Origin of the sequence: Dactylosporangium vinaceum, assembly GCF_019904175.1 — a bacterium.
Taxonomy (GTDB): Bacteria; Actinomycetota; Actinomycetes; order Mycobacteriales; family Micromonosporaceae; genus Dactylosporangium; species Dactylosporangium vinaceum.
The window spans coordinates 1,297,285-1,316,746 of the sequence record NZ_CP061913.1 but is presented as its reverse complement, the minus strand read 5'-3'; the positions used below and the strand labels follow the sequence as shown (position 1 = coordinate 1,316,746).

Sequence of the window (19,462 nt, the reverse complement as noted above, 5' to 3'; positions counted from 1 at the left end):
CTTTAGGGCGCGCCTAGAGGGTGGCAAGCCCGCTCGGAGAGGCTGCGGTCACTCGACCGGAGGGGCGTGGACGACATGTCGGGGTTCGCGATCATCGGAGTGTCGTGCCGGCTGCCACAGGCCGACGGGCCGGACGCCTTCTGGAGGCTCCTGCGGGCCGGCGTGGACGCGGTCGGGCACAGCGACGGCGAGCGGTGGCGGCGCGACGAGCCCGGCGCATCCGGCCGGCGCCCCGGCGGCTACCTGGACCGGGTCGACGGCTTCGACGCCGAGTTCTTCGGGATCTCGCCGCTGGAGGCGGTCGAGCTCGACCCGCAGCAGCGGCTGATGCTGGAGCTGGCCTGGGCCGCCCTGGAGGACGCGGCGATCGTGCCCGCCACCGTCGCCGGGCGGCCGGCCGGGGTGTTCGTCGGCGCCATGAGCGGCGACTACGCGGCCCTGCTCGACGCCCGCGGGCCCGGCGCGGCCAACCGGCACACGCTGCCGGGCGCCGCGCGCGGGGTCATCGCCAACCGGGTCTCCTACGCGCTCGGCCTCACCGGCCCGAGCATCACCGTCGACGCGGCCCAGGCCTCCTCGGCGGTCGCGGTCCACCTGGCCTGCGAGAGCCTGCGCCGCGGCGAGTCCGAGCTGGCCCTGGCCGGCGGCGTCAACCTCATCATCGGGGCGGCCGGGGCGGCCCGGGCCGACGCGTTCGGCGCCCTGTCCCCCACCGGGCGCTGCCGGACGTTCGACGCCGACGCCGACGGGTTCGTGCGCGGCGAGGGCGGCGGGTTCGTCGTCCTCAAGCCCCTCGACGCGGCCCTCGCCGACGGCGACCGGATCTACTGCGTGGTGGCCGGGAGCGCGGTGAACAACGACGGCGCGACCCCGGGGCTGACGGTCCCGAGCGCCGCCGCGCAGGAGGACGTGCTGCGGCGGGCCTACGCGAGCGCGGGCGTCGACCCGCGCTCGGTGCAGTACGTCGAGCTGCACGGCACCGGCACCCGCGTCGGCGACCCGATCGAGGCGGCCGCGCTCGGCGGCGCGCTCGGAAGCGTGCGGCAGACCCCGCTGCCGGTCGGGTCGGTCAAGACCAACATCGGGCACCTGGAGGGCGCGGCCGGGCTGGCCGGGCTGCTGAAGGTGGCCCTGAGCATCAGGCACCGCGAGCTGCCGCCGAGCCTGCACTTCCGCTCGCCCGCAGTCGACCTCGAGTCGCTGCGCCTGCGGGTGCAGACCGAGCTCACCGGGTGGCCGCGGCCGTCCGCGCCGCTGGTGGCCGGGGTGAGCTCGTTCGGCATGGGCGGCACCAACTGCCATCTCGTGGTCACCGACGCGCCCGCCCCGGAAGCGCCGGTGGCCGCGGCGTCCGCGGCCCTGTGGCAGCTGTCCGCGCGGACCCCGGCGGCGCTGCGGGACCAGGCGCGCCGCCTCCGCGCGCACCTCGACAGCCACCCGGACGCGAGCCCCGCGCGTGTCGCCTGGACGCTGGCCAACCACCGCACGGCGTTCGCGCACCGCGCGGTGGTCCTCGGCCCCGACCTGCTCGGCGGGCTCGACGCGCTCGCCGGGGGTGCGCCCGGCGGCAATCTCATCCGGGGAGCCGCTCATCCGGCACCCGCCGTCGCCGCGCTCTTCACCGGGCAGGGCAGCCAGTATCCGGCGCTCGGACGCGGCCTGGCCGCCGCCGACCCGGTCTTCGCGGCCGCCTTCGACGCCGCCGTCGAGCAGCTCGATCGGCATCTGGCCGGCGGGGTCGACGTACCGCTGCGGGACGTGCTCGCGGCCGCGCCCGGCTCCGAGGCCGCCGCACTCGTGCACCTGACGGTGTACACGCAGGCCGCCCTGTTCGCGGTCGAGACGGCCCTGTACCGGGCGCTGGAGCACCGCGGCGTGCGCCCGGCCGTGCTCGTCGGGCACTCGGTCGGCGAGATCGCGGCCGCGCACGTCGCCGGGGTCCTGTCGCTGGCCGACGCGGCCCGCCTGGTCGCCGCGCGCGGGCGCCTCATGCAGGCCCTCCCGGGCGGCGGCGCGATGGTCGCCGTGCGGCTGCCCGAGGCCGAGATCACGCTGCCGGCCGGGGTGGACCTGGCCGCCGTCAACGGGCCGCACTCGGTGGTCGTGTCCGGCGACGCGGCGGCCGTGCTCGCCCTGGCCGACGGCTGGCGCGCCGCCGGCGTGAAGGTGAAGCGGCTTCAGGTGAGCCACGCGTTCCACTCGGCCCGGATGGAGCCGATGCTCGAGGAGTTCCGCGCGGTCGCGCGGGCCCTGACGTACGCGCCGCCACAGACCCCGGTGATCTCCAACGTGACCGGGCGGCTCGCCGCGCCTGAGGAGCTGACCGACCCGGACTACTGGGTGCGGCACGTGCGGGCGACCGTGCGCTTCGCCGACGGGGTGCGGGCCGCGCGGGCGCACGGGGCCGGCGTATTCCTGGAGCTCGGGCCGAGCGCGCTGACCGCGATGGCCGAGGAGAGCCTGGACGGCGACGCCGCCCTGGTGGCCGCCTTCCGCGGCGCCGACGGCGAGGCGGACGCGGTCGTGAGCGCGCTGGCCCGGCTGTTCGTCAACGGCGTCGCCGTCGACTGGGGTCTCGCCCCGGCCGCGCCCGTCGACCTGCCGGCGTACGCGTTCCAGCACCAGCGGTTCTGGCCCGGGGACATCCCCGCCGACGGGCCGGCGGACGCCCTCGCAGATGCCTCCGGAGACGCGTCCGGGCGTCGGGCCCCGGCCGCGGCGGGTGCGGGCCTGCTCGACACCGTCCGGGCCCACGTCGCCGCCGTCCTCGGCCACGCCGACGCCGCGGCCGTCGACCCGGCGCGGACGTTCAAGGAGCTCGGCCTCGACTCGCTGGGCGGGGTGGCGCTGCGCGACTCCCTCGCCGCCAGCACCGGGCTCCGGCTGCCCACCGGGCTCACCTACTCCCACCCCACGCCCGCGGCCGTCACCGAGCTGCTGGAGGGGCTGGGCGACGGCCCGCTCGCGCCGCCCGCCCGACCGGCCGCCCCGCCGACCGACGAGCCCCTGGCCATCGTGGGCATGGCGTGCCGGTACCCCGGCGGCGCCGACACCCCCGAGGCGCTGTGGGACCTGGTGGCCGGGGAGCGCGACGCGATCGGGCCGTTCCCGGCCGGGCGCGGATGGGACACCGCGGCGCTGTTCGACGACGACCCCGAGGCGCCCGGCACCTCCTACGCGCGGGAGGGCGGCTTCCTCTACGACGCCGACCGGTTCGACGCGGCGTTCTTCGGCATCAGCCCGCGCGAGGCCCTGGCCATGGACCCGCAGCAGCGGCTGCTCCTGGAGACCGCGTGGGAGGCGCTGGAGCGGGCCGGGATCGCGCCGGCCTCCCTGCGCGGCACGGACGGCGGGGTGTTCGTGGGCGCTGTCGCGCAGGAGTACGGGCCGCGGCTCGCCGAGGCGCCGGCCGGCGTCGACGGCTACCTGCTCACCGGCAACACGGCAAGCGTCGCGTCCGGGCGCATCGCCTACACGCTCGGCCTGACCGGGCCGGCCGTGACCGTGGACACCGCGTGCTCGTCGTCGCTCGTGGCGGTACACCTGGCGGCTCAGGCACTGCGACACGGCGAATGCGGGCTGGTCCTCGCGGCGGGTGCGTCGATCATGTCGACCCCGGGCATGTTCGTCGAGTTCAGCCGGCAGCGCGGGCTGGCACCGGACGGCCGGTCGAAGGCGTTCGCGGCCGCCGCCGACGGCACCTCCTGGGCCGAGGGCGTCGGCGTGCTGGTGCTGGAGCGGCTCGGCGACGCCGAGCGCAACGGCCACCCGGTGCTCGCGCTCCTGCGCGGCTCGGCGATCAACCAGGACGGCGCCAGCAACGGGCTCACCGCCCCGAACGGCCGCTCCCAGGAGCGGGTCATCGCCCGCGCCCTCGCGGCGGCCGGCCTCGCGCCCCGTGACGTCGACGCGGTCGAGGCCCACGGCACGGGTACCGCCCTCGGCGACCCCATCGAGGCCGAGGCCCTCATCGCCGCGTACGGCGCGGACCGCCCGGACGGCCGCCCGCTGTGGCTCGGCTCGCTGAAGTCGAACATCGGCCACACGCAGGCCGCCGCGGGCATCGGCGGCGTCATCAAGATGGTGGAGGCGCTGCGCCACGAGCGGCTTCCGGCCACCCTGCACGCCGCCGACCCGTCGCCGCACGTCGACTGGGCTCGCGGCGTCTCACTCCTCGCGACCGCGCGGCCCTGGCCGGGCGGCTCCCACGTCCGCCGGGCCGGCGTCTCGTCATTCGGCATCAGCGGCACCAACGCGCACGTGATCCTCGAAGAGGCGGCGCCGCGCCCCGTTGTCGCCGAGCCGGACCCGGCGGTGGTACCGCTCGTGCTGTCGGCCCGCACCCCCGGTGCACTGCGCGCGCTGGCGACCGCACTGGCCCGCACCGACGCCGGACCGGGCGCGACGGCGGCCGCCCTGATCCGCACCCGGTCGCCGTTCGAGCGGCGCGCGGTCGCCGTGGTCGGGTCGCGGGACGCCGCCGCCGCGGCCCTCACGGCCATCGCGGCCGACGCGCCCGTCCCCGGCGTCGTCCTCGGCACCGCCGACGTCAGCGGCAAGGTCGCCTTCGTCTTCCCCGGCCAGGGCTCCCAGTGGGCCGGCATGGCGGCCGAACTCCTCGACACCGAGCCGGTCTTCGCGCGCGCCATCGACGACTGCGCCGCGGCGATGGCCCCGCACACCGACTGGGACCTGCACGCCGTCCTGCGCTCGGCGCCGGGCGCGGCCACGCTGGACCGGGTCGACGTCGTCCAGCCCGCGCTCTTCGCCGTGATGGTCTCCCTGGCCGCGCTCTGGCGCTCGTACGGCGTGCACCCCGACGCCGTCGTCGGGCACTCCCAGGGCGAGATCGCCGCCGCGTACGTCGCGGGCGCGCTGTCCCTGCCGGACGCCGCCCGCATCGTGACCCTGCGCAGCCGCGCCCTGACAACCGTCGCGGGCGGTGGGGGCCTGATGTCGGTGGCCCGGCCCGCGACCCAGGTGGCGCTCGACATCGCGGACCGGCCCGGGCGGCTGAACGTGGCGACGGTCAACGGCCCGGGCGCGACGGTCGTCGCCGGGGACGTCGCCGCGCTCGACGAGCTGCAGGCGCGGTACGAGGCCGACGGCGTCCGCGCGCGCCGCATCCCGGTCGACTACGCCTCCCACTCGCCGCACGTCGAGGCGGTCCGCGACGAGATGTTCGCGACGCTCGGCGGCCTGGAACCACGCAGGTGCGCCGTCTCGTACTACTCGTGCGTCACCGGCGCCCCGATCGACGGCTCGGCGCTCGACACCGGCTACTGGTACCGCAACGTCCGCGAAACGGTCCGCTTCTACGACGCCACCCGGGCCCTCGTCGCCGACGGCTACCGCGTGTTCGTCGAGTGCAGCCCGCACCCGGTGCTGACCGGGGCCGTCCAGGAGACCGTCGAGGAGGCGACCGCCGAGCCGGCGCTGGTGCTCGGCTCACTGCGCCGCAACGAGGGCGGGCCGGCCCGGATGCTGCTGTCGCTGGCCGAGGCGAGCGTGCGCGGGGTGGCTGTCGACTGGTCCCCGGCACTGCCCGCCGCGACCGCGCCGGTGGCCCTGCCCACGTACCCGTTCCAGCGCGCCCGCTACTGGCTCGACGCGCCCGCGCGGGCGCACGCGGCCGCCGCCCACCCGCTGCTCGGCGCGCTGGTGGCCCCCGCGGGCGAGGACCGGGTCGTGGCCGCCGGCCGGGTGTCGCTGCGGGATCTGCCTTGGCTGGCCGATCACGCGGTGGCCGGGACGGTGGTGCTGCCCGGCGCCGCCTTCACCGACCTGGCCCTCTGCGCCGCCGCGCGGGTGGGCTGCTCCGGGCTGGCCGAGCTGACCGTGCGCGAGCCGCTGGTGCTGGCGGCGGACGGGGCGGTGGAGATCCAGGTCTGCGTCGGCCCGGCCGATGTGGACGGGCGGCGTGAGGTCGGCGTGCAGGCCCGCGGCGACGGCGACTGGGTCACGCACGCGGCCGGGGTCGCGGTCGTCGCATCCGGGCCGGGCCGGACGGTGTCCGCGCGTCCGCGCGGCGCGGAGGTCGACGTGGACGAGGTCTATGCGGGGCTGCTGGCCGACGGGTACGAGTACGGGCCGGCGTTCCAGACCCTCCGCCGGGCCTGGCGCGGGGACGGCGGCGAGGCGTTCGGCGAGGTGCGCGTCGACGGCGACGCGGCCGGCTTCGCGCTGCACCCGGCGCTGCTCGACGGGGCGCTGCACGTCCTGCGGCTGACCGGCGCGCTCGGCGCGGACGCGCGCGGACGCGTGCTCCTGCCGTTCGCCTGGACCGACGTGCAGCTGTTCGCGACCGGCGCCACGGCGGTGCGGGTGCATGCGCGGGCGGGTGCCGGCGACGCGGTGCGGCTGACGCTCACCGCCCTGGACGGCTCGCCCGTGGCCGAGATCGGCGGCCTGGTCCTGCGGCCGGGCTCGCTCGGCGAGCAGCTCTTCACGGTGGACTGGACCCCGCTGGAAGAGCGGCCCGGCGGGGCGGTCAACGTCGCCCCGGCCTTCCCGGGTGTCGACGAGTGGGCGGCCAGCCGGGCCCTCGGCCAGCTGCAGGACTGGCTCGCGGCCGATCCGGCGGCCGACGAGCAGCTCGTCATCGTGACCCACGGCGCGGTCGACGCGCCCGGCACGCCCGCCATCCACCCGTCCGCGGCCTCCGTGTGGGGCCTCGTCCGGGCCGCCCAGCTCGAGCACCCCGGCCGCATCGTCCTGCTCGACACCACCTCCCCCGCCGCCGTCGCGCCCGCCGTCACCTCGGTCCTGCCCGGGGCGCTGGCGCAGGGGGAGACCCAGATCGCCGTCCGCGACGGCCGCGCCTACGTACCCCGCCTGGTCCGCACCGGTCCCGCCTCCGACGTCACGGGGGCGTTCGGCGACGGGACCGTGCTGATCACCGGCGGGACGGGCACGCTCGGGGCGATCGTGGCCGAGCACCTCGTGACCCGGTACGGCGTGCGGCACCTGCTGCTCGCCGGGCGCCGTGGCCTCGACGCGCCCGGCGCGGACGCGCTGCGGGACCGGCTGACGGCGCTCGGGGCGAGCTGCACCGTCGCCGCCTGCGACGTCGGCGACCGGCAGGACGTCGCGGCCCTGCTGCGCGGCGTCCCGGCCGACCGGCCGCTCACCGGTGTCGTCCATGCGGCCGGGACGCTCGAGGACGGGGTCGTGGCGACCCTCGACGCCGAGCGGCTCGACGCGGCGCTGCGAGTGAAGGCGGACGGGGCGCAGTACCTCGACGAGCTCACCCGCGACGCCCCGCCTGTCGCGTTCGTGCTCTTCTCGTCGGTCGTCGGCACGCTCGGCAACCCGGGGCAGGCCGCCTACGCCGCCGCCAACGCCTACCTCGACGCCCTGGCCCTGCGCCGGCGCCGGTCCGGACGGCCCGCGGTGAGCCTGGCCTGGGGCCTGTGGGCGGAGGCGTCAGGGCTCACCGGGCACCTCGACCGGCGCGACGTGGACCGCCTCGCCCGCACCGGTGTCGGCGCCCTCACCACCGACGAGGCGCTGCGGATGCTCGACGCCGCCCTCGCCGCCGGGCCGGCCACAGTCGTCCCGGCCCGGCTCGATCTCGCGGCCGTGCGCGCGGACGCGGCCACCGCGGGCGTCCCGCCGCTGCTGCGCGGGCTCGTGCGCACGCCCCGCGCGGTCGCGGCCGATCCCGGGGCCGACGACCTTACGAAGCTGACGCCGCAGGGCCGGGCCGCGTTCGTGCGCGACCTGGTCCGGGCCCAGGTCGAGGCGGTGCTCGGGCACGCCGGTGGCGACCCGGACGGCGGCGGCGACCTCGACGACGGGCGGGCGTTCAAAGAGCTCGGGTTCGACTCCCTGACCGCCGTCGACCTGCGCAACCGGCTCAACGCGGCGACCGGGCTGCGGCTCGGGCCGACGTTGATCTTCGACTTCCCGACGCCCCGGGCGCTCACCGCCGAGCTGCTGCGGCGCATCGACGGGGCGGAGAGCCAGGCCCCCGGCGCCGCGGCGCCGGCCGCTGACGCGAGCGAGCCGATCGCCATCATCGGCATCGGCTGCCACTACCCCGGCGGCGTGCACTCGGCCGCCGACCTGTGGCGCCTCGTCGACGAGGGCCGGGACGTCATCGGCGAGTTCCCCGCGGACCGCGGCTGGAACGTCGAGGAGCTCTACCACCCCGACCCCGAGCACGCCGGCACCAGCTACACCCGCCGCGGTGGCTTCCTGCCCGACGCGGCCGACTTCGACGCCGGGTTCTTCGGCATGAGCCCGCGCGAGGCGCTCGCCACCGACCCGCAGCAGCGCCGGCTGCTGGAGGTGGCGTGGGAAGCCGTGGAGCGGGCCGGGATCGCGCCGGACTCGCTGCGCGGCACGGCCACCGGTGTGTTCGCCGGGGTCATGTACGGCGACTACGGCGGCCGCCTCCGCCGGGCGCCCGAGGACGTCGAGGGGTACCTGCGCAACGGCAGCCACGGCTCGGTCGCGTCCGGGCGGATCGCCTACGCGCTCGGCCTCGAAGGGCCGGCCGTCACCGTCGACACCGCCTGCTCCTCCTCGCTCGTCGCGCTCCACCTGGCGGCCCAGGCCCTGCGCAGCGGCGAGTGCACGCTGGCGCTGGCCGGCGGGGTGACGGTGATGGCGACACCGCAGACGTTCGTGGAGTTCAGCCGCCAGCGCGGCCTGGCCGCCGACGGCACATGCAAGCCGTTCGCGGCCGCGGCCGACGGCACCGCCTTCTCCGAGGGCGCGGCGCTGCTGCTCGTCGAGCGGCTGGCCGACGCGCGGCGCAACGGGCATCCGGTGCTGGCGGTGCTGCGCGGCTCGGCGATCAACCAGGACGGGGCGAGCAACGGCCTCACGGCGCCGAACGGACCGGCGCAGCAGCGGGTCATCCGGGCCGCGCTCGCCGCCGCCGGGCTGAGCGCGGCGGACGTCGACGCGGTGGAGGCGCACGGGACCGGCACCACCCTCGGCGACCCGATCGAGGCCGAGGCGCTCATCGCCACGTATGGCGCCGGCCGTCCGGCCGACCGCCCGCTGTGGCTCGGCTCGATCAAGTCGAACCTGGGGCACACGCAGGCGGCCGCGGGCGCGGCCGGGGTCATCAAGATGATCGAGGCGATGCGCCACGGGGTCCTGCCCCGCACCCTGCACGTGGACGCCCCGTCGCCGCACGTCGACTGGTCGGGCGGCTCCGTGGAGCTGCTGACCGCGCCGACCGCGTGGCCCGCGGCCGGCCGGCCGCGGCGGGCGGCGGTCTCCTCGTTCGGCGTGAGCGGCACCAACGCGCACGTGATCCTGGAGCTGCCGGAGACCGGCCCCGCGCCGGCGACGACGACAGGCGTGCTGCCGCTCGTCCTGACCGCGCGGTCCGAGGAGGCGCTGCGGGCACGGGCGGCGCGGCTGCACGCACATCTGCGCGAGCGGCCCGAGCTGGAGCCCGCGGCGGTCGCCCGGGCACTCGCGCGGACGCCGCTGGGCCTGGCGCACCGGGCCGTCGTGGCCGGCGCCGACCGGGCCGGGCTGCTCGGCTCGCTGGCGGCGCTGGCCGACGCCGGGGCCGACGAGGGCGTGCTCCAGGGCACCGCGGGCCGCGACCCGGGCGGCGTCGTGTTCGTCTTCCCGGGCCAGGGCTCCCAGTGGACAGGCATGGCCGCCGAGCTCCTCGCGACCGAGCCGGTGTTCGCCCGCCGGGTTGCCGAGTGCGCCGCCGCGATGGCCCCGCACATCGACTGGGACCTGCCGGCCGTCCTGCGCGGCGACGACGGTGCGGCCGGGCTGGACCGGGTCGACGTCGTGCAGCCGGCGCTGTTCGCGATGATGGTGTCGCTGGCCGAGCTCTGGCGGGCCTACGGTGTCCGCCCGGCCGCGGTCATCGGCCACTCCCAGGGCGAGATCGCCGCCGCCTGCGTGGCCGGGGCGCTGACCCTCGAGGACGCCGCGCGGGTCGTGTGCCGGCGCAGCCGGGCGATCGTGGCGCTGGCCGGGACCGGGGGCATGGCCTCCGTCCCGCGCCCGGCCGCCGAGGTCGCCGCGCTCCTGGCCCCGTGGGGCGCCCGCCTCTCGGTCGCCGCTGTCAACGGCCCCGCGTCGACGGTCGTGGCCGGCGAGGCCGGGGCGCTGGGCGAGCTCGTCGAGCGGTGCGTCGCCGACGGTGTGCGGGCCCGGACCATCCCCGTCGACTACGCCTCGCACTGCGCGACAGTGGAGGCCGTCCGCGACGAGGTCCTGGCGGCGCTGGCGCCGATCCGGCCGGTGAGCGCGGCGGTGCCGTTCTACTCGACGGTCACCGGCGCGCCGATCGACACGGCCGGGCTCGATGCGGCGTACTGGTACACCAACCTGCGCCGGACCGTGCGCTTCGAGGACGCCACGCGGGCCGCGCTCGCCGCCGGCCACCGCCTGGTGCTGGAGGTCAGCCCGCATCCGGTGCTGACGGTCGGCGTACAGGAGACCGCTGAGGCCGTCGGTGTCGCCGCGACGGCGCTGGAGTCCCTGCGCCGGGGCGAGGGTGGCCGCGAACGGCTGGTCCGCGCGTTCGGCCGGGCCTACGCCGCCGGCGCGGCGCTCGACTGGGCCGCGTTCCTCGGGGCCGGGGCCGCGAGCGAGCTCGCCGAGCCGCTGCCGACGTACCCGTTCGAGCACCACCGGTACTGGCTCGACGCGCCGCCCGCCACGGACGTCCGCGCGGCCGGCCTGGACCCGGCCGGGCACCCCCTGCTCGGCGCCGCAACGGCCCTGCCCGACGGCGGCTGCCTGCTCACCGGCCGGATCGAGCCGGACACCCACCCGTGGCCGGCCGACCACGCGGTATTCGGTGTCGCGCTGCTGCCCGGGACCGCGTTCGCCGAACTGGCCGCGTTCGCCGCCGCCCGGACGGGCGCGGGCGCGGTCGACGAGCTGACCCTGCAGGCGCCGCTCCCGTTCGGCCGCACCGCGGTCCGCCTCCAGGTCCTGGTCGGCGCGGCGGACGGCGAGGAGCGCCGCACAGTCCTGATCCGCACCTGCCCCGACACCGCCGAGGCGCGCTGGACCGTGCACGCCACCGGCACGCTCGGCCCCGCGCCCGCGCCCGCATGGACGGGCACCCACTGGCCACCGGCCGGTGCGGACCCGGTGCCGCTCGACGGCTTCTACGACGCGCTGGCCGGCCGCGGCATCGGCTACGGCCCGCTGTTCCAGGGCCTGGCCGCGGCCTGGCGCCGGGGCGACGAGGTCTTCGCCGAGGTCGCGCTGCCCGAGGGCCTGGACGCCGGAGCCTTCGCCGTCCATCCGGCGCTGCTCGACGCGGTGCTGCACCCGATCTTCCTGCTGCGCGAGCCCGAGACCGGGGTACCGCTCCCCTTCGCCTGGACAGCTGTCGCCATCAACCCGAGCGATGCCCGGCGGGTGCGCGTGCGGATGCGCCGGGACGGCGACGCGGTGGCGGTGGACGTCGCCGACACCGACGGCCGCGCGGTCGCGGCGATCGGCGGCCTCGAGGTCCGCCCGATCGCCCCCGACCAGCTGCGCCCGAGCGGCGCCGTCACCCACGACGACCTGCTGGAGCTGGTCTGGAGCCCGGTCACCGCGGCGGGTCTGCGGACCGGGCCCCATACCGGCACCGCCGACGTCACCGACCTCTTCGAGGTCCCGGGCACCGACCCGCTCACCGCCGTGACCGCGACCCTCCGCGCCGTGCAGGCCGCGCTCGCGGCCGAGCGGCCGGGCCGCCTGGCGATCGTCACCCGGGGCGCGGTGGCGGTCGGGCCGGACGAGCCGATCGAGGACCTGGCCGCGGCGGCGGTGTGGGGCCTGGTCCGCAGCGCCCAGTCCGAGCACCCGGACCGCTTCGTCCTGGTCGACACCGACACCGACATCGGCACTGACACCGGCATCAACGCCGGCACCGACGTCCGGGCCGCCGTGGCCACCGGCGAGGCGCAGCTGGCCATCCGCGGCGACGCCGTCCTGGCCCCGCGGCTCACGAAGGTGACGACCACCGGCGCCGAGCGGCCGGTGCCGTTCGACAGCGACGGGACGGTCCTCATCACCGGCGGCACCGGCACCCTCGGCGCGATCCTGGCCGAGCACCTGGTGACGCGGCACGGCGTGCGCCGCCTGCTCCTGGTGAGCCGCCGCGGCCCGGACGCCCCGGGCGCGGCCGACCTGCGGGAGCGCCTGGCCGGCCAGGGCGCGACGGTCACCGCCGTCGCGTGCGACATCACCGACCCCGCCCAGCTCGACGCGCTGCTCGCCGAGCACCCGGTCCGGGCCGTCGTCCACGCCGCGGCCGCCCTCGACGACGCCACCGTCGCCAACCTCACGCCCGAGCAGGTCGCGCGGACCTTCGCGGCCAAGGTCCGGGCGGCCGAGCACCTCGACCGGGCCACCGGCGACCTGACCCACTTCATCCTGTACTCGTCGATCGCCGCCACCATCGGCAACCCGGGCCAGGCCGGCTACGCCGCGGCGAACGCCTACCTGGACGCCCTGGCCCACCGGCGCCGCAGCACCGGGCGCCCGGGCACCAGCATCGCCTGGGGCCTCTGGGCGGAGTCGTCGGCGCTCACCGCGGCCCACGCCGACCGCCTGGCCCGGCGCGACCTCATGCCGATCCCGACCGGCCAGGCCCTGTACCTCTTCGACACCGCCATCACCACCGGCAGACCCCACCAGGTCGCGGCCGTCATGCGCCCTCGCCCGGCCGCGCCCACCGGCGCCCGGGCGGCCACCCGCTCCCTCGACGGCCTGCAGACGCTCTCCCCGGCCGAGCAGGAGGAGGCGGTCCTCCAGGCCGTCGTCTCCCAGGTCGCGGGCGTCCTGGGCCACGCGCCGGGCGAGCGCATCGACGCCGACCGGGGCTTCCTGGACCTGGGCTTCGACTCGCTCACCGCTGTCGAGCTGCGCAACCGGCTGGGCACGCTGGCCCGGCTGCGGCTGCCGGCGACAGTCGTCTTCGACCACCCCACGCCGCTGCTGCTGGCCCGGCACCTGCGCGGCCGGCTGCTGCCGCAGGAGGAGATCACGGCCCGCCCGATGCTTGCCGCGCTCGACCGCCTCGAGGCCGGGCTCACCGAGCTGCCCGACACCGACCGCCTCGCCCTCTCCCTGCGCCTGCGCGAGTTCATGAAGCGCCTGGACCCGGCGGGCGACACCGGCACCGATCGGCTCGACGAGGCCTCCGACGACGAGGTCTTCGCCCTGATCGACAACGAGCTCGGCGTCTCTTGACTCTTCCACCGCAAAGGAATGCCGCCCATGTCGAACGAAGCAAAGCTCCGCGACTACCTCAAGCGCGTGACGGCCGAGCTGCAGGCCACGCAGAAGCGCCTGGCCGCCGCCGAGTCGGCCGAGCGCGAGCCGATCGCGATCGTCGGCCTCGGGTGCCGCCTGCCCGGCGGCGTCGGCTCCCCCGACGACCTGTGGCGGCTGCTCGACGAAGGGCGCGACGCGATCGGGCCGCTGCCCACGGACCGCGGCTGGGACCTGGACGCGCTGTACCACCCCGACGCCGACCACCCCGGGACGTACTACGTGCGGGAGGCGGGCCTGCTGCACGGTGCCGGCGAGTTCGACCCGGCGTTCTTCGGCATCAGCCCGCGCGAGGCGGCCGCGATCGACCCCCAGCAGCGGCTGCTGCTCCAGGCGGCCTGGGAGGCCCTCGAGCACGCCGGCATCGCGCCCGACTCGCTCAAGGGCAGCGCCACCGGGGTGTTCACCGGGATCATGTACAGCGACTACGCCTCGCGGCTGTTCCCCAACACGCCGCCGTCGGTCGAGGGGTACCTCTCGACGAGCAGCGCACCGAGCGTGGCGTCGGGCCGGATCGCGTACACCTTCGGCTTCCACGGTCCCGCGGTGACCGTCGACACCGCCTGCTCGTCGTCGCTCGTCGCGACCCACCTGGCCGCTGCGGCGCTGCGCCGGGGCGAGTGCGAGCTGGCCCTGGCCGGTGGCGCCTCGATCATGGCCACCCCGGCCACGCTCATCGAGTTCAGCCGGCAGCGCGGGCTCGCCCCCGACGCCCGGGCGAAGGCGTTCGCCGACGGTGCGGACGGCACGATCTTTGCTGAAGGCGCGGCGGTACTCCTCCTGGAACGCCTCAGCGACGCGCGGGCCAACGGCCATCCGGTGCTCGCCGTCATCCGCGGCTCCGCGGTGAACCAGGACGGCCGCACGAGCCAGCTCTCCGCCCCGAACGGCCCGGCCCAGGAGCGCGTCATCCACGCCGCCCTGGCCGACGCCGGCCTGCCCCCGGAGCACGTCGACGCGGTCGAGGCGCACGGCACCGGCACGGCCCTCGGCGACCCGATCGAGGCCCAGGCCCTCCTGGCGACGTACGGCCGGCACCGCGTCGACGGCCGCCCGCTCTACCTCGGCTCGCTGAAGTCGAACATCGGCCACACCCAGGCCGCGGCCGGCGCCGCCGCGCTCATCAAGATGGTGGCCGCGATCGGGCGGGCGAAGCTGCCGGCCTCACTGCACATCGGCGCGCCGACGGCCCACGTCGACTGGTCCGCCGGAGGCGTCGAGCTGCTGACCGCCGCGACCCCGTGGCCCGCGACCGGGCGGCCGCGCCGGGCCGGGGTGTCGTCGTTCGGCATCAGCGGCACCAACGCGCACGTCATCCTCGAGCAGGCCCCGGAGACGCCGGCGAGGGCCACCGCGCACACGGGGACGGCGCTGCCGTTCGTCCTCTCGGCCCGCACCCCCGAGGTGCTTCCCGACCAGGCCCGCCGCCTGCTCGAGCACCTCGGCGACGACGCCGGCCCGGCCGACGTCGCCTACAGCCTGGCCACGACCCGGGCCCACCACCCGCACCGCGCGGCCGTGATCGCCGGCGGCATCGAGGAGCTGCGCGACGGCCTGCGGGCGATCGCCGACGGCGAGCCACCGGTCGTCGGCGCGGAGGCGGTGCCGCGGGCCCGGACCGTGTTCGTGTTCCCCGGCCAGGGCAGCCAGTGGCCGGGGATGGCCACCCACCTGCTCGGCGAGGAGGTGTTCGCCGCCGCGGCCGCGGAGTGCGACGCCGCCCTGCGCGAGTTCGTGGACTTCTCGGTGCTCGACGTCCTGCGCGCGGCGCCCGAGCAGCCGCTCAGCGTCGACGTCGTCCAGCCGGTGCTGTTCACCATGATGGTCGGCCTGGCCCGGCTGTGGCAGTCGTACGGCGTGCAGCCCGACGCCGTCGTCGGGCACTCCCAGGGCGAGATCGCCGCCGCGTACATCGCGGGCGGCCTGAGCCTGACCGACGCGGCCCGGATCGTGGCGCTGCGCAGCCGGGCGTGGCTGCGGCTGGCCGGCCACGGTGGCATGGCGGCGGTGTCGCTCGACGCCGATGCGCTGCGGCCGCGCCTCGCGCGCTTCGGTGACGACCTGTCGATCGCCGCGGTCAACGGCCCCGGCACGTGCGCGGTCGCGGGGCGCCCGGCGGCCCTCGTCGAGCTCGTCGCCGAGCTGGTCGGGGCGGGCGTGCAGGCCCGGCTCATCCCCGGCATCGACACGGCCGGGCACTCGGCCCAGGTCGACGTGCTGCGCGAGCACCTCCTCGCGGTGCTCGCCGCGGTCGAGCCGCAGACCTCGGCGGTGCCGTTCTACTCGACAGTCACCGGCGCGGCCCTCGACACCGCGGGGATGGACACCGCGTACTGGTACCGCAACATGCGCGAGCCCGTCGAGTTCGAGCGGGCCACCCGAGCCCTGCTCGCCGACGGCTACACCGTCTTCCTCGAGTGCGCACCGCACCCGATGCTCGGGGTGTCGCTGCAGGAGACGATCCGGTCCACGGGCGCCGACCCGGCCGTCCTGCACACGCTGCGCCGCGACCACGGCGGCCCGGCCCGCATCGCCACCGCCCTCGCCGACGCGCACGCGCACGGCGTCCGGATCGACTGGACCGCCGCACTGCCCGCGGCCCGCCGGGTGCCGCTGCCCACCTACGCGTTCCTGCGCGACAGGTACTGGCTCGACGCCACCCCCGGCGCCGACCTCGCCGCGGCCGGCCTGCGCCCCGACCCCCACCCGCTCCTCAGCGCCGGCATCGACCTGCCGGACTCCGGCGGCCGGCTCTTCACCGGCCGGCTCTCGGTCAAGGCGCAGCCCTGGCTGGCCGGGCACGCGATAGGTGCCGCCGCGCTCCTGCCGGGCACCGCGCTGCTCGACCTGCTGCTGCACGCGGCCGAGGGCGACCACATCGCCGACCTGGTGCTCGCGGCGCCGCTGTGGCTGCCCGCCGAGGGCGCGGTCGACGTCCAGGTAAGCGTGGCCGCCCCGGACGAGCACGGGCGCCGGGCCTGCTCCGTGCACTCCCGGACGGCCGACGGCGACTGGACCCGGCACGGCACCGGCGTCCTCGCGCCCGGGCGCGCGCAAGAGCCCGTGCGCCTGGCCGCGTGGCCGCCTCCGGGCGCGACCGCGATCGACGTGTCAGGCGTCTACGAGCGGCTGGAGGAGGCCGGGCTGCGCTACGCGGACCCGTTCCGCGGCCTGCGCGCGGCCTGGCGGCTCGGGGACGAGGTGTACGCCGAGGTCGAGCTCCCCGACGGCACGCCCGTCGACGGATTCGGGGTCCACCCGGCGCTGCTCGACGCCGCCCTGCACGCCATCGCCCTCGCCTCGGCCGACGGCCCGCAAGGATGGTCGGTCCGGCTGCCGTTCGCCTGGACCGGCATCTCCCTCGACGCGGTCGGCGCCACCCGGCTGCGGGTCCGGGTCACCCCGAACGGCGCGGACGCGGTGGCCATCGCGGTCGCCGACCCGGCCGGGGACCCGGTCGCCGCGATCGGCTCGGTGACGCTGCGCCCGCTCGACGCGGCGGGGCCCCGGGCGGCCCACCCCGACGGCCTGTACCACCTGGAGTGGGTCCCCTGCCCTCCCGCGGACGCGGCGCCGGCGCCGGCCGTCACCGCGATCTGCCCGTCGGGCGAGGCGCAGGCGGCGGTGCGCTGGGCGCTGGAAGCGGTCCAGGGCTGGCTGGCCGGCGGCGCCGAGCACCTGGTCCTGGTGACCCGCCACGGCGTCGCCACGCACGCCGGCGACGGGCTCGACCCGGCCCACGCGGCCGTGCAGGGCTTCGCCCGGGTCGCCCAGTCCGAGAACCCCGGCCGCGTGACGATCGTCGACATCGACGACTGCTCCGGCACCGCGGACGAGGCGGTCACCGCCGCCCTCGCGACCGGCGAGCCGCAGGTGGCGCTGCGCGGCGGCGCCGCCCTGATGCCCCGCGCGACCCGCTCCGGACCCGGCTGCGCGCTCACCCTGCCCGACCACGACGGGTGGCGCCTGGAAGCCGCGCCCGCGCGCACCCTCGACACCCTCGCCGTGATCCCCAACGAGGCCGCCGGCCGCCCGCTCGAACCGGCCGAGCTGCGCATCGCGGTCCGGGCCGCAGGCGTCAACTTCCGCGACGTGCTCGTGTCCCTCGGCATGGTGCCGGGGCAGGAGGTCATCGGCAGCGAGGCGGCCGGCGTCGTGCTGGAGACCGGCTCCGCGGTGGCCGGGTTCGCGCCCGGCGACGCGGTGACCGGCCTGTTCCGCGGCGCGCTCGGCCCGGTCGCGGTGGCCGACCACCGCATGGTGACCCGGGTCCCGGCCGGCTGGACCGAGGCCGAGGCGGCCGCCGCCCCGGTGGTGTTCCTCACCGCCTACTACGGCCTGCACGCCCTCGCCGGCCTGCGCCCCGGCCAGAAGGTCCTCATCCACACCGCGACCGGCGGCGTCGGCCTGGCCGCGCTCCAGGTGGCCCGGCACCTCGGCGCCGAGGTGTTCGCGACCGCGTCCCCGGCCAAGCAGCACGTGCTGCGGGCGGCCGGCCTCGACGACGCGCACATCGCGAACTCCCGCACCGCCGAGTTCGCGGACCGCTTCCGCGCGTCCGCGCCCGAGGGCCTCGACGTGGTCCTCAACTCGCTGGCCGGCGACCTCGTCGACGCGTCGCTGGGGCTGCTGCGCCCGGGCGGGCACTTCCTGGAGATGGGCAAGACCGACAGGCGCGACCCGGCGGCGGTCGCGGCCGCGCACGAGGGCGTGCGGTACACGGCCTACAACCTCGACCAGGAGGGTCCGGCCCGGGTCGGTGCCCTGCTGACCGAGTTGCAGGAGCTTTTCTCCGCGGGGGTACTGCGGCCGCTGCCGACGACGAGCTACGACGTGCGCCAGGCCCCGGAGGCAATGCGGCTGCTGAGCCAGGCCCGGCACGTCGGCAAGGTCGTGCTGAGCATGCCGCGCCCGTTCGACCCCGAGGGGACGGTCCTCATCACCGGCGGCACCGGCACCCTGGGCGCGAGAGTCGCCGAGCACCTGGTGACCACCCGGGGCGTCCGCCGCCTCGTCCTGACCAGCCGCCAGGGTCCGGCCGCCCCCGGCGCCGCCGAGCTGCGCGAGCGCCTGAGCGCGCACGGCGCCGACGTCACGATCGCGGCCTGCGACATCACCGACCCCGGCCAGCTCGACGCGCTCCTGGCCGCCCACCCGCCGCGGGCGGTCGTCCACACCGCGGCCACCCTCGCCGACGCCACCATCGCCAACCTCACGCCCGCGCACCTCGACGGCGTCCTCGCCACCAAGTTGGGCGCGGCCGCACACCTGCACCGGGCCACGAAGGACCTCACCCACTTCATCCTGTTCTCGTCGATCGCCGCCACCGTCGGCAACCCCGGCCAGGCCGGCTACGCCGCCGCCAACGCCTACCTCGACGCCCTGGCCCAGCTCCGCACCGCCCGGGGGCTCCCGGCCACGTCCCTCGCGTGGGGGTTGTGGGCCGAGACGTCGGCCCTCACCGGCACCCTCACCGCGGCCGACCGTCAGCGCCTGGCCGGGCAGGCGATCACGCCGATCCCGACCGCGCACGCGCTGCGGCTGCTGGACGCGGCGCTGGCCACCGGGCGCCCGCACCACATCGCCGCCACCCTCGACACCACGGCCGAGCTCCCGGCCATCCTGCGCGGCCTCGCACCGGGCTCGGCCCGCCGCGCGGCGCAGGGGTCCACCGGCGAGCGCGGGCGGGCCGGGGACGCGGCGGCCGGTCTCGTGCGGCGGCTCACCGAGAGCACGCCTGTCGAGCAGCAGGCGACACTCGTCGACCTGGTGCGCACCCACGCTTCGGCCGTCCTCGGGCACAGCGGCGGCGCCGGGATCGGCAAGGCGCAGGCGTTCAAGGACGCCGGGTTCGACTCGCTGACCGCCGTCGAACTGCGCAACCGGCTGAGCGCCGCGGTGGGCCTGCGGCTGCCGGCGACGGCGGTGTTCGACCACCCGACGCCGGTGTCCTTCGCGGAGTTCCTGCGGGCCGAGCTGGTGCCCACGAAGGACCCGGCGATTGCGGCTCTCGACGCGCTGGACCGGGTCGCGGTCCTCAGCGGGGAGGTGGACTCGATGGCGCGGGCGGCGATCGCGGCGCGGCTCCAGGAGCTGCTCGCCGGCCTTGGCGACGCTTCAGGCCCGGGTGGTGTCCTGCGGGAGGACGCGTCCGACGACGAGATCTTCGATTTCATCGACAACGAGCTCTAGG

General features: G+C 77.3%; 2 protein-coding genes. Both read left to right on the top strand.

Annotated features, from left to right (window positions below; all coding sequences use genetic code 11):
* The first annotated feature begins 75 nt into the window (after window positions 1–75).
* Window positions 76–13,188 (top strand): type I polyketide synthase, encoded by a 13,113-nt coding sequence (locus tag Dvina_RS05785; RefSeq protein WP_223105353.1) that lies wholly within the window; start codon window positions 76–78, stop codon window positions 13,186–13,188.
* A 66-nt stretch (window positions 13,189–13,254) separates the two neighbouring features.
* The gene (locus tag Dvina_RS05780; protein WP_425516561.1) at window positions 13,255–19,461 is read left to right on the top strand and encodes a type I polyketide synthase; all 6,207 of its coding nucleotides are present in this window, start codon (window positions 13,255–13,257) and stop codon (window positions 19,459–19,461) included.
* Window position 19,462: the final 1 nt, after the last annotated feature.